This window comes from Amycolatopsis roodepoortensis (assembly GCF_014873915.1).
Classification (GTDB): Bacteria; Actinomycetota; Actinomycetes; order Mycobacteriales; family Pseudonocardiaceae; genus Amycolatopsis; species Amycolatopsis roodepoortensis.
In genome coordinates, this window is record NZ_JADBEJ010000005.1 from 1,245,747 (window position 1) to 1,257,662 (window position 11,916).

At 70.7% G+C, this 11,916-nt stretch carries 13 protein-coding genes; 7 read left to right on the forward strand and 6 right to left on the reverse strand.

Annotated features, from left to right (window positions below):
• Nucleotides 1–48: 48 nt before the first annotated feature.
• Nucleotides 49–1,569, forward strand: a complete 1,521-nt coding sequence (locus H4W30_RS25185) for an MDR family MFS transporter (RefSeq protein ID WP_192745120.1) — start codon at nucleotides 49–51, stop codon at nucleotides 1,567–1,569.
• On the opposite strand, the gene H4W30_RS25190 is transcribed toward H4W30_RS25185, so the two are convergent.
• Nucleotides 1,566–2,456: a TIGR03854 family LLM class F420-dependent oxidoreductase gene (locus tag H4W30_RS25190; RefSeq protein ID WP_318780667.1), complete on the reverse strand. Its 891-nt coding sequence runs from the start codon at nucleotides 2,454–2,456 to the stop codon at nucleotides 1,566–1,568. The genes H4W30_RS25185 and H4W30_RS25190 overlap by 4 nt on opposite strands.
• Before the next feature lie 123 nt (nucleotides 2,457–2,579).
• Between H4W30_RS25190 and H4W30_RS25195 the strand changes: the two genes are divergently transcribed.
• Nucleotides 2,580–3,326, forward strand: a complete 747-nt coding sequence (locus tag H4W30_RS25195) for a thioesterase II family protein (RefSeq protein ID WP_192745121.1) — start codon at nucleotides 2,580–2,582, stop codon at nucleotides 3,324–3,326.
• Here the strand turns inward: H4W30_RS25195 and H4W30_RS25200 are convergent.
• Nucleotides 3,316–6,027 carry an ATP-binding protein gene (locus tag H4W30_RS25200; protein ID WP_192745122.1) on the reverse strand — a complete coding sequence of 904 codons (2,712 nt, stop codon included), beginning with the start codon at nucleotides 6,025–6,027 and terminating at the stop codon, nucleotides 3,316–3,318. The two genes, H4W30_RS25195 and H4W30_RS25200, sit on opposite strands and share 11 nt — an antisense overlap.
• A 111-nt stretch (nucleotides 6,028–6,138) precedes the next feature.
• Between H4W30_RS25200 and H4W30_RS43830 the strand changes: the two genes are divergently transcribed.
• Both H4W30_RS43830 and H4W30_RS25210 read left to right on the forward strand, forming a co-directional pair.
• Nucleotides 6,139–6,735 carry a hypothetical protein gene (locus H4W30_RS43830; protein ID WP_225949863.1) on the forward strand — a complete coding sequence of 199 codons (597 nt, stop codon included), beginning with the start codon at nucleotides 6,139–6,141 and terminating at the stop codon, nucleotides 6,733–6,735.
• Entirely contained in the window at nucleotides 6,732–7,244 is a 513-nt protein-coding gene (locus H4W30_RS25210; RefSeq protein WP_192745123.1) for a YceI family protein, read from the forward strand. Before H4W30_RS43830 ends, H4W30_RS25210 begins: the two co-directional genes overlap by 4 nt.
• On the opposite strand, the gene H4W30_RS25215 is transcribed toward H4W30_RS25210, so the two are convergent.
• Together H4W30_RS25215 and H4W30_RS25220 are read right to left on the reverse strand one after the other, a co-directional pair.
• Complete coding sequence (locus H4W30_RS25215) at nucleotides 7,245–7,676, reverse strand: DUF6292 family protein (RefSeq protein ID WP_192745124.1); 432 nt, start codon at nucleotides 7,674–7,676, stop codon at nucleotides 7,245–7,247.
• A gap of 100 nt (nucleotides 7,677–7,776) precedes the next feature.
• Nucleotides 7,777–8,220, reverse strand: coding sequence for a MarR family winged helix-turn-helix transcriptional regulator (locus tag H4W30_RS25220; RefSeq protein ID WP_192746810.1), 444 nt, complete (start codon nucleotides 8,218–8,220; stop codon nucleotides 7,777–7,779).
• A 104-nt stretch (nucleotides 8,221–8,324) separates the two neighbouring features.
• Here H4W30_RS25220 and H4W30_RS25225 point away from each other — a divergent pair, with 104 nt between their 5' ends.
• Nucleotides 8,325–8,723 carry a DUF5313 domain-containing protein gene (locus H4W30_RS25225; protein ID WP_192745125.1) on the forward strand — a complete coding sequence of 133 codons (399 nt, stop codon included), beginning with the start codon at nucleotides 8,325–8,327 and terminating at the stop codon, nucleotides 8,721–8,723.
• 111 nt (nucleotides 8,724–8,834) lie between these two features.
• Nucleotides 8,835–9,776, forward strand: coding sequence for a pseudouridine synthase (locus H4W30_RS25230; protein WP_192745126.1), 942 nt, complete (start codon nucleotides 8,835–8,837; stop codon nucleotides 9,774–9,776).
• Nucleotides 9,777–9,829: 53 nt separating this feature from the next.
• Here the strand turns inward: H4W30_RS25230 and H4W30_RS25235 are convergent, their stop codons facing one another.
• Nucleotides 9,830–10,435, reverse strand: coding sequence for a LamG domain-containing protein (locus H4W30_RS25235; protein ID WP_192745127.1), 606 nt, complete (start codon nucleotides 10,433–10,435; stop codon nucleotides 9,830–9,832).
• A 30-nt stretch (nucleotides 10,436–10,465) separates the two neighbouring features.
• Here H4W30_RS25235 and H4W30_RS25240 point away from each other — a divergent pair, with 30 nt between their 5' ends.
• Nucleotides 10,466–11,149 (forward strand): ASCH domain-containing protein, encoded by a 684-nt coding sequence (locus H4W30_RS25240; protein ID WP_225949864.1) that lies wholly within the window; start codon nucleotides 10,466–10,468, stop codon nucleotides 11,147–11,149.
• Here H4W30_RS25240 and H4W30_RS25245 read toward each other — a convergent pair.
• Nucleotides 11,121–11,900, reverse strand: a complete 780-nt coding sequence (locus H4W30_RS25245) for an alpha/beta fold hydrolase (RefSeq protein ID WP_225949865.1) — start codon at nucleotides 11,898–11,900, stop codon at nucleotides 11,121–11,123. The genes H4W30_RS25240 and H4W30_RS25245 overlap by 29 nt on opposite strands.
• Nucleotides 11,901–11,916: the final 16 nt, after the last annotated feature.

An 11,916-nucleotide genomic window follows, 5' to 3' on the forward strand; every position in this document is an offset into this window, starting at 1 on the left:
CATGCGAAGTAGTTGACGTGGTTCATGAGCCCGAGGAGACCGCCACAGATGACGACCCCGGCCCCGGTCACCGCGAAGGAAGGGGTCGGCTTCCGGTCCGAACGCGGCCCCGTCCTGATCGCCGTGATGCTGTGTTCCGGCCTGATCGCGCTGGACTCGACCATCATCGCCACGGCGGTGCCCTCGGTGGTCGCCGATCTGGGCGGGTTCTCGCAGTTCCCGTGGCTGTTCTCGATCTATCTGCTGACCCAGGCGGTCACCGTCCCGTTGTACGGCAAGTTCGCCGACGTCCTCGGCAGGCGGCCGGTGATGTTCTTCGGGATCGCGGCGTTCCTGCTGGGCTCGGTGCTCTGCGGCGCGGCCTGGAGCATGCCGGTGCTGATCGCCGCCCGCGCGGTGCAGGGCATCGGCGCCGGCGCCATCCAGCCGATCGCGCTGACCATGGTCGGCGACATGTACACCGTCGAGGAACGCGCCAGGGTGCAGGGCTACCTGGCCAGCGTCTGGGCGATCTCGTCGGTGGTCGGGCCGACGCTGGGCGGCGTGTTCGCCGAGTACCTCGACTGGCGCTGGATCTTCTTCATCAACCTGCCGCTCGGCGCGCTGGCGGCGTGGATGCTGTTCCGGAACTTCCGCGAACGCGTCGAACGCCGCTCGCACCGCATCGACTACCTCGGCGCCACACTGCTCACCCTCGGCTGTTCGCTGCTGATCCTCGGCCTGCTGGAGGGCGGGGTCGCCTGGAGCTGGGCGTCCGCGCCGAGCCTGGCGATCTTCGGCGGCGCGGTGGTGCTGCTGGTGGCGTTCGTGTTCGTGGAGCGCAAGGCCGACGAGCCCGTGCTGCCGCTGTGGATCTTCACCAAACGGACCCTGATCGGCGGGAACCTGATCGCCGTCGTCGTCGGCATGCTGCTGATGGGCCTCACCTCGTATCTGCCGACCTTCTCCCAAGGTGTGCTCGGCACCGGCGCGCTCGTCGCGGGATTCGCGCTGGCGGCGCTGACCGTCGGCTGGCCGATCTCGGCGTCGCTGGCGGGCCGGGTCTACATGCGGATCGGGTTCCGGGACACCGCGCTGATCGGCAGCGGGATCGTCATCGCGGGGGCGGCGCTCACGGTGTTCCTGACGGCGGGATCGTCGATCTGGCTGGCGGCCTCGGCCGCGTTCGTCCTCGGGCTGGGGCTGGGCCTGGCGTCGAGCCCGACGCTGATCGCCGTGCAGTCCACGATCGGGTGGGAACGCCGCGGCGTCGTCACCGCGACGAATATGTTCAGCCGGTCGCTGGGCAGCGCCGTGGGCGTGGCGATCTTCGGCGCGATCGCGAACGCCACGCTGGCGGGCCGTTTCGCCAACCCGCCCGAAGGGGTCACCGGCCTGCCGTCCGGGGTCGACGCGACCAGTGTCGTCCTGGAGGGCCACGGCCCGGACACCCCGACGACGACGTTCGTGCGCGGCGCCCTCGCGGACGCCACGCACCACGTCTTCCTGGCGATGCTGGTGGTCGCAGTGCTCAGCGTCGGCGCGCTGCTGCTGATGCCGCGGCGGACCGAGGAGCTGAAGTTCGACTAGTTCTGCAGCGGGACGGCGTACTCGACGAAGTTCTCGACGAACCGCTCGATCGGCTCCGGCCCGGCCGGGTACAGCACGAACTTGCTCAGCCCGGCGTCGACGTGCTCGGCGATCAGGTCGCGGGCGGCGCGCCAGCCGCCCGCGATCAGCCGGGACGGGTCCGCGTCGGACCGGGCCGCGATCGAAGCCGCGAGCGCGTCCGGGATCCCGTCCTCCGCGACGATGAGGCTGATGCCGAAATGGTCGGCCTCGATTTCCCGGCCCGCTTCGGCAGCGGCCTCCTGGATCGCCTCCCGGCCGGCACGCGCCTCCTCCGGCGTGAGGAAACTGGCCAGCCAGCCGTCCGCGAGCCTCCCGACCCGCCGCAGCGCGCCCGGCGCCTTCCCGCCGAGCCAGAGGTCGAGCCGCTTGACCGGTCGCATGCCGAGACCCGTGCCCTCGACGCGGAAGAACTCGCCCTCGAAGGTCACCTCTTCCTGTTCCAGCAACGCCCTGATCAGCCGCAACGACTCGTCGAACACCGCGGCCCGGCGGCCCGGCGGCACCGGGAACAACGGCAGTTCCGCGTCCCGCGCGGGTTTCAGGCCGAAGACCGGCAGGACCCGCTTCGGCGCCAGCGCGGCGAGGGAGGCGAGTTGTTTGGCGACCAGGACCGGATCACGACCGGGCAGCACCATCACCCCGGTGCCGACCTTCAGTTTCGTGGTGCGGGCGAGCGCGTGCGTCAACCCGACGACCGGGTCGATCCTCGGCGAGTACACCGCCTCGGGCAGCCAGAGCGAATCGACGCCCGCCCGCTCCAGCAGATCGACCGCGGCGCCGAACTCCCCGGGGGCCGTCCCGGTCCCCAGCCCGGCACCGATCCTGATCTTCAGGTCCTCCGCCACACTTGCTCCCTTCCCGTGTTCCCACCGTGAACAACCCCGCACGAGCATGGACTCATTCCGCGAACCCCCCGTACATTCCAGTGTCGTGCGGGGGCGTTCCCGCACGGATTGGGGGATTTTTCGATGGCAGGACAGGCTCCGAGCAGCTGGACGCGCTGCTTCCACCGGGCACCGTCGGCCGGGATGCGGCTCCTCGCCTTCCCGCACGCGGGCGGATCGGCGAGCGCGTACCGCGCGTTTTCGGCGGCCCTCTCGCCCACGATCGAGGTGCACACCGCCCAGTACCCGGGACGGCAGGACCGGATGGGCGAACCGGTCGTCGACGACGTCCACGTCCTGGCCGAGCATCTGGTGGACGTCGCCGCCGCGCTCCCGCAACCGTTCGCCCTCTTCGGGCACAGCATGGGCGCGATCGTCGGCTTCGAGGTCGCCCGGCGGCTCGAAGCACGCGGAATCGTCCCGGCGGCGCTGTTCGTCTCGGCCCGCCGTGGTCCCGACATCCAGAAGGAGAAGTCGCACCACCTCGCCGACGACGACACCTTCCTCGACCAGGTCAGCCGTCTCGGCGGCACGGACCCCACGATCTTCGCCGACCCGGACATCCGCGCGCTCGCGTTGCCCGCGCTGCGCGGCGACTACAAGGCCGTCGAGACCTATCGGTACCGGCCCGGCCCCGACGTGAGCTGCCCCATCGTGGCGCTCGCCGGGAACGCGGACCCGGTCCTGCACCTGCCGGACGTCGAAAACTGGCGCGAGCACACCACCGGCTCGTTCGAGATGGAGGTGTTCGAAGGCGGTCACTTCTTCCTCGAAGCCAACCTCGACGCCGTCGTCGCGCGCATCATCGGCAAGCTGACCGTCAGTCCCTGAGGCCTTCCCTGCTCGCCCACGCGACGACCTCGGTCCGGTTCGCCAGGCCCAGTTTCGCCAGGATGCTCCGGACGTGGCTTTCCACCGTACGTTCGGAAAGCACCAGCTTCTCGGCGATCCGGCGGTTGCTCAGCGCGTCGGCGAGCAGGGTGACGATCTCGCGTTCCCGTCCGGTGAGCGGGTCGGCGGCACGGCGTCCGGCGCGGATCCGGTCGAGCAGCGCCGCGGCGCGCGCGAGCGGACCCGGTATGGCCAGGCGCCGGAACTCGTCGAGCGCGTCGCGCGCGATCCCTTGCGCGCGAACGAGATCGCCCCGGGCGACCAGCGTTTCGGCGAGCAGCAACCTGGCCTGGGCGACACCTGGCCGGGCACCGATGCCTTCGTTGACGGCGATCGTCCGTTCGTACAGCCGCACGGCCTCGTCGTGGCGGCCAAGGACGGCGTTGAGGCGGGCGGGCTGTTCCAGGGTCGAGCCGGTGCAGAAGACGCCGGCGCCGCCGGACCCGATCGGCCGCACTTCTTCGAGGCGCCGCAACAGGTATTCCGCCATGTCGGTGTCGTGGAAGGCTTCGACCAGCGGCACGAGATTGGGCAGCGCACCGGTGGTGTGCAAGGCGAACTCCGGGCTCCGCACCAGCGGGACCAGCTGCTCGTACCGGACCCGGGCCTCGTCGAGGTCGCCCATGAGCAGGCTCAGCAGCGGCCGCGAGACCAGGGTGACCGGCAGATGCGGGGCCCGCTCCAGCAGGGTCGCGTAATCCCGTGGGAGATCGCCGGGATCACCCGTGAGCAGCACGAGCTGGGTGCGGAAGGCGTAGGACATCCCTTTCGCGGAGAAGTCGTCGGCGAGTTCGGTGTCCGCCAGCTCCTCCGCCGCGAGATCGAGTTCGCGCGCCTCGGCCAGATCTCCGCGCAACGCCAGCACCGAACTGCGCAGCCGCAGGTCGTGCCAGCGGATCAACGGCAGCCTCGTCAGCCGGGCCAAGGCCGTCACCGCGACGAGTTCGTCGTCGACGAGCGCCATCCGCCCGTCCTCCAAGGCCGCGTCGATCCGCCATTTGTGTCCCCACAAGGAAACCAGCGGCTGCCCGGTGCGTGCCCCCAGTTCGGCCGCCAGCGCGCCGAGCCGGAGCCTTTCGGACAACGGCAGCTTTTCCGGCGCGATCTTCATCCGAGCGCGGACGGCGTCGACCAGCGCTTCGGGATCACCTGATTCCTCAGCGAGCGCGAAAGCCTCGTCGGCGAGCTTCCCCGCTTCGGCGAACCGGCCGTAGTCGGCTTCCACCGACGCGCTGTGCGCCAGCAGACGAGCCCGCGTCGTCCGGTCGACGTCGTCCGCGGCGAGCGCGCGGGCGGCCAGATCGCGGATTCCGGGCAGGAGATCCGGCGCCGCGACATCGCGGACCACCAGCGCCGCGCGGGCGAGCAGCCCGGCGTCGGCGGCTTGCCGGGCGTGGTCGAGACTTCGCGCGAACCGTCCGGTCCGGTATTCGGCGACGGCCAGGTCGAGCAGCAGCCCGGCACGGTCCACTTCGGACAGTCCGGCCTTCGCGCGGGCGTCCAGCGCGATCGCGAGGAAACGCGCCGCTTCGTCGAAGGCCAGTGCCCGGTTCGCCTCCGCGGCCGCGATCGCCGCCCACTCGGCAGTTTTATCGGGCGCGGACGCCGAGCGCAGCCAGTGCCCGGCGACCGTCCCGGCAAGCGCGGGATCGCGCCGGGCGTGTTCTTCGAGCGCGGCGGCGGCACGGCCGTGCAACGCCTCCCGTTCGGTTTGCCCCAAATCCGCGTAGACCCCGTCGCGGACGACGGCGTGCACGAACCGCCCCTCGCGCAGCACCCCGGCCTTCGTGGCTTGTTCGAGCCCGTCCGCCACCTCCGCGAGCGGCAGACCGGACACCTCCGCGAGAAGGGCCGCTTCGACGTCCTCACCGAGCACCGCCGCGATGGCGACCAGCCGCCGCACCTCCGGCCCGAGCGCCGCCACCGTGGCACGCACGAGATGGCCGAGTTCGGCTCCGCCCGCCGAACGCGCGATCGCGCCGAGATAGAGCGGATTCCCGCCGGAACGGCGATAAGCCTCGCGTATTTCCTCCTCCGCCAGCCCGCTGAGGAGCCTCCGGGCCTCGGGCTCGGCCAACGGCGGCAGCGAGATGCTCCGCGCGCCCGGACGGCGCAGGAGATCCGGCAGGGCGGCGTCCAGCGCGGGCGTGTGCCCGGTGTCCCGATGCGTCGCGATCACGGCCAGCTTCGAGCGCCGCAGCTCCCCTGCCAGATGCCGCAGCAGACGCAAGGACGCCTCATCGGCCCAGTGCAGGTCCTCCAGGACGACGACCAGGCCCGCCGGTTCGGCGGCGGCCACCAGCGCGTCCGACGCGGCGGCGACCAGCCGGAACCGCGCGGCCTGGACGTCGGCCACGCCTTCGGCCTCGGCGAACGCGGCCGTCACAGCCGAATCGACCGACGGCAGCGCCTCGACGACGCGACGCCACGGCCACAGCGGCGGCGCTCCCGGATCGTCGGCGCACCGGCCCCACACGACCTCGGCCGCGGTGGACACCGCCTCCTCGACCAGCCTGGTCTTGCCGATCCCGGGCGGCCCCGAGACGAGCACGAGCCCGCCGGAACCCGCGGCGGCGTCGGCGAGCCTGCCGCGCAGACTCGCCATTTCGGCCGCCCGGCCCACGAACGGTTCCCGGTTCACGAAAGGAGTATCGCCCCGCGGGCCCGATTCCGTACCGCACTGCGTACTGGCACTGATGTCCGGCGGCGACCGAAAGCGCAGGCTCGGCGTGTCCGACGGAAAGGAAAGCCCATGTACGCCACCGTCCACCAGTTCCGGCGTTCGCACGCCGACGAGTCCGCGGGCTGGGGTCACGCCCTCGCCGCCGAACTCCACCCCGGCACCGGATCGCCGGGGACCTGCACCCTCGCCCAGGTCGGCGGCCTGACCGGCCTCGTCGTCGCGTTGTGGCGCGACCGCGGGTCCGCGCTAGCCGCGGCCGACCGTCGCACTCCCGGCACCTTCGACGCCCGGGCCTTCGAGGTCTCCGACGTCGAAGGCGGCACGGCCGAACCCAGGATCGCGCAGGCGACCTGGTTCGACCGGCCGCTCACCCAGGCCCAGGCCGACGCCGCGCAATTCGGCGGGCGCGAACGGATCTGGCCCGCGGTCCGGGGACTCGACGGGGTCGGCGGCTTCTACGTCCTGACCGCCGAAGACCGGTCCATGCTGGTCCTCGGCTTCACGGAGTCGATCGAAGCGATGGAAGCCGTCCAGAAGACGATCATGAGCACGGAACTGCTGCCGGGCGAGGATCCCGCGCTGCTGCCGGGCCCGGACCGGATCGACGTCCACCGCGTGCTCCACACGTCCCTGCCCTCGCTCGGCCTGGTGGGTGAGCCGCGATGACCGCCGGGACGTCCGCGCGCGTCGGCACCTGGACCGTCCTCACCGAACGGACCTCGGCCACGTTCACCGTCCGGAACTTCGGCTTCCGCGTGGTCCACGGCTCGATCCCGGTCAGCCTGGGTTCGGTGCGGGTCTCCGCGGACGGCGTCACCGCCGTCGAGGCCGCGCTGGACCTCGACGGCATCGACACCGGCAACACCAAACGCGACGCCGACCTGCGCAAACCCGGTCTGCTGGCGATCGACGCGCAGCCGGTCCTGACCTTCACCGCCGACCGGGTCGAGGGTGGCCCGGACGAATGGTCGGTCCATGGCGCTCTCGGAGCGCGCGGCGAGTCATGCCCGCTGACAGTGACCGGGACCGGGCCGGTGGACAACGGCGACGGCTCCTGGCGGGTGGTCGCCGGCGCCGTATTCGACCGGAGGGCGATCGGTCTCCGCGCGCCGAGATTCCTGATCGGCAGGGAGATCACGATCGCGCTCGACGTCGTCCTCACGCCGCCCGGGTGATCAGGCCCATGCGGAAAGCTCCTTGGCGAGCGCGGACGGCCCGCCGGCGGTGCGCAACGTCGGCGCGCCGGGCCAGCAGTCCTGGTGGTCGCCGCTGCGGAGGGTTTCGGCGAACCTCGCGACCAGCCGCGGCTGCGACGCCACCGTCCGGCCGCCGAGGTAGGCGACGACGACGTGGTGATCGTCGCCCGAATGCGTCGCCACGGCGGCCGACCAGCCGTGCTCCTCGTGCCACATCAGGTCGACGTCGCGCTCGGGGAAACCGGGAAGACGCCAGTTGAGCCTCATCCTGGCGGTGACCGGACCGGTGAGGTCGACCGTGGACGCCTCCATCCGTATCCCCAGTGCCGCGGCCACGTCCTCCAGGTAGGCGTTCAGCCTGGTCTTGAGTTCCAGGCCTGCTTCCGTGGGCGCGGGGGTCGAGGTGGTCACGGTCCCTCATCTTCCTGTCACTTTGAGTTGGCGTGACGGGAATTACCCACCCCGGGGCGGCTTCACACCCTCATTTCGTCACACCACGGTTTCGGTTCGCTCAAGCCGTGGCTTCGATGACGCGGGTCAGTGCCTTGTGGAGCGCCTCCAGCTCGGAGACCTCCATGCCGAGCTTCTCCACGACGCGGTACGGGATCTTTTCCGCCTCCGTGCGCAGCGCGCGACCGGATTCCGTCAACTCGACCGTCAGCAGCCGCTCGTCCTCGGAACTGCGCCTGCGCGTGACGTAACCGATCGTCTCCAGGCGCTTGAGCAGTGGTGACAGCGTCGCGGGCTCGGCGCGCAGGGCGACGCTCAGGTCCTTGACCGCCTGTGGGCCGCGTTCCCACAGCGCCAGCATGACGAGGTACTGCGGATGGGTGAGCCCGTGGGGTTCCAGCAGCGGCCGGTAGATGGCGATGACGCTGCGCGACGCGACCGACAGCGCGAAACACACCTGACGCTCCAGCGCGAGCGGGTCCTCGCCCAGATCGATCGACTTCATCTCCGGCCCCTTCGAGTTCATGCCACCGATCCTAGCCGTGACGCTAATGTTTAGCGCACTAATCGTTAGTGTACTGTGGCGGTATCGACGGAAGGAGTCGCCCGATGCCCCGCAAGCGCCCGGACGTGTTCCGCTGGCTGTGGTACTCACTCGGCGGCAGGCTGCCCGAGCGCTACCACGCCTGGATCCTCCACGACGCGACCACGGGAAGCTGGCGCTGGCGGCACGTCGCCCGCAGCACGGTGATGATCGCCCCACTTTGCGCCGTGTGGCTGCTCCTGCCCGGCCCGCTCACCCTGCGGCTGGCGATCGTGCTGATGGCCGCGCTCGTCGCGTACTTCTACTCGATGGCGTACATGGAGGAGAGCATCGAGCACCGGCTCGCCAAGAACGGCTTCCCGCCGGGTATCGGGCGCCGGACGCGCGCGGAGGCCGTCGCGGTCGCGGAAGCCGAGGTGACCGAACGGTATCTCGCGCGGTACCGGGACCAGGCCGGCTCCTGATCCGCTGGGGCACCCTTCTCCTCCGCCATACGTTGCCGCCGCCCGTCGACGCCCCGCCGGAAGGCGCCCGCGACCAGGACGGACGAGCCCGCGCGGCTAGAGTGCCCGGTGATGAGACGCAAGCTCCGCCCGCCGCTCCCGCCCCGTCACGGGCTCGATCCCGCGAGGCTCAAGATGCCCGCCGAGGGGCCGTGGACGACGTTGCGCGAGCACCTCGTCGAGCGGCTCCCCCGCGTCGCGCCCGAGCGGATCGAGGAGATGCTCCGGGAGGAGCGCATCGTCGGGCTCGACGGGCCGCTGGGCGTCGATTCCCCGTTCGTGCCCGACTCGTTCATCTGGTTCCATCGCGACCTGCCCGACGAGGTCGAGGTGCCGTTCGAGGTCACCGTGGTGCACCGCGACGAGCATTTCCTGATCGCCGACAAACCGCATTTCCTCGCGACGATCCCGCGCGGACGGCACATCCTGCAGACCGCGCTGGTCCGCCTCCGCAGCGAGCTCGACCTTCCCCGGCTCAGTCCCGCCCACCGGCTCGACCGGGTCACCGCGGGGCTCATCCTGTTCGTGATCACCCCCGAGGTCCGCGGGAAGTACCAGACGATGTTCCGGGATCGCTTGGTGCACAAGGAATACGAGGCGATCGCCCGGTACGACCCGGACGTCGTGCTGCCACGCGAGATCAGCAGCCGCATCGTCAAGGAACGCGGCGTCATCGCCGCGCAGGAGGTCGACGGGCCACCCAACGCCGAAACGCGTGTCGAGCTCATCGAGCACCGCGACGGCCTCGGCCGCTACCGGCTGATCCCCGCGACCGGCCGCACCCACCAGCTCAGGTTGCACATGAGCGGTCTCGGGTTGCCGATCCTCGGCGACGACTTCTACCCGGAGCTGACCGAAACCCCGCTCGACGACTTCACCGAACCCTTGCAACTGCTGGCGAAGGTCCTCGAGTTCACCGATCCGGTCACCGGGGAACGACGCCGGTTCGAGAGCAGGCAGACGCTCCAAGCGTGGACGGACCTCGACGCGTGGCGCAGTGGGCCCCAGCCGTGAAGACCTCCCGAAGGTAGGGAAGGAGGCCTTCACGGACTTCGCTCTAGGAGGGCTCACTTCCGCCAGAACTTGATCCCGCTCCACGTCACCTTGACCGGCCCGGCGCCGCTGGCCGTCCGGTAGGCGCCGAACTTGTCGTAGTAGCTCCCGCCGCTGCTGCTCACGGTCTGCTTCAGCGAACCGTTGATGTACACCTTGTGCGTGCTCCCGACCTGATGCACGGTGTTGACCCGCACGGACGTCCCGACGGTCGCCCCGCTCCCCAGCGTGTCCCCGCCGTGGACGGCGTAGAGCCGCCCGCCGCGTTCGACCGCGAGCATGAAGTACGGCCCGGCGGTCGGCGCGTCGCGGAAGGTCTGCTTCAGGCTGATCCGGCTGCCCGCCATGCTGGTGATCCGGAACGATCCCTCGAACTGCCGGGTCCCACCGGTGTAGGTCACGTAGCGCCGTTCCGCCCGCTGATCGCCGCTTCCGGTGGAGCAGGTCAGCTCGAAGTTCAGCCCGTCGACGTTGCCGCAGCCACGTTCCTGGACGTTGAACGACGGGTTCTCCGCCGTCCACGGCCCGGTGCCGACCTGGGCGTTCGCCGGCATCGCCGACGCGATCAGGCCGAGCACGGCCGCCGCGACCACCCCGGCGGTCCGAAGTCGTCTCCGCATCCTGCCTCCTGCACACTCAGGGCGGCGGTGATGGTCCAGACCAGGACCAGGCTGCGACTGTACGAGTACGAACCGTCATCGGACAAGACGTTGACGCCCCGGCGTCCCGCTGATTGGGTAACGACGGTGATCCTCTCCTTGACGGTCCTCGAAGGACTGGCGGCCGGGACGATCGACCTGGCCTTCCGGCGCTGGTCGAAACAGAACGTCCACCCGGGTGACGTGATGCGCCTGGAGGCCGGGGTGATCGAGGTCGTCTCGGTCGACATCGTCGACCCAGCCGCCATCACCGACGCCGACGCCCGCCGGTCCGGCGCGGAGTCGGCGAACGCGGTGCGAGGCACGCTGCGCGGCCCCGCGGACGCCCCGGTGTACCGCGTCCGCCTGCGCCATCTCGGTCCCGATCCCCGGCGCGCGCTCGGCGCGGACACCGATCTGTCCGAAAAGGACGTCGAGGAGATCCGGCGCCGGCTGTCCAAGATGGACAGACGACGGCCGTGGACACACGAGACCCTGCGCCTCATCCGAGATAATCCCGGACGCCGCGCACAGGAGCTCGCCGACCTCCTCAACCGCGAGAAGGAACCGTTGAAGGCCGATATCCGCAAGCTCAAGAACCTCGGCCTGACACTCAGCCTCGAAGTCGGCTACCGGATCTCCCCACGGGGCGCGGCTTACCTGCGCCTCACCGAGGGTCCCGGTAAAACTCGCTGAGTTCCGGCACGAGCCGCTCCGGCGGGACACTGTGGAACTCGCCGTCCAGCCCGGCCTGGAGCGCCCCCGGGACCATCTTCGCGGTGACGAGCGCGGCGGCCTTCAGCCAGTCCGTGCTGCCGTTGCTGTTCACCACGAGGACGGGTGTCGCGATCGACGCCAGCTCGCCGGGCACCTTGGAGTCCCGCATCACGAAGGCGTCGTAAACGAGCGTCGGCGCGAACGACCGCAGTTCGGCCCACACCGGCGTCTCCTTGGCCTCCGCCACGGCCTCTTCCGGGGCGCCGACCGCCGACATCATGAACAGGGCGACGGCGTCGTCCCACCGATCCGCCGCGACCAGCTCGCGCATCCGCTCGGCGTACCCCTCGGGAACGTCCTCCGTTTCGCCGCGATAGGGCGGTTCGAAGACCGACAGCCGGGTCATCGGCACTCCCGCCGCGGCGGCCAGGAGGGCGAGCGCGCCCCCGGAGGAGATGCCGTGCACGATCGCCGGCTCGCCGAGCGCGGCGACGACCGCGGCCAGATCCTCGATCTCGCGCTCGACCGCGTACGGCGCGGTGTCCCCGCTGTCGCCACGGCCCCGCCGGTCGTAGGTCACCACGGAGAACTCGGCCGTCAGCTCCGCGACCAGCGGTTCGTCACCGTGCCGGTCGTTGCCCGCACCCGCGACGACGACCACGACCGGCCCCGCGCCACGGCGTTCGAACACGATCGGCGTCCCATCGGCGGACTTCGCTGTGTCGATCATGCGAACCATCGTGCCA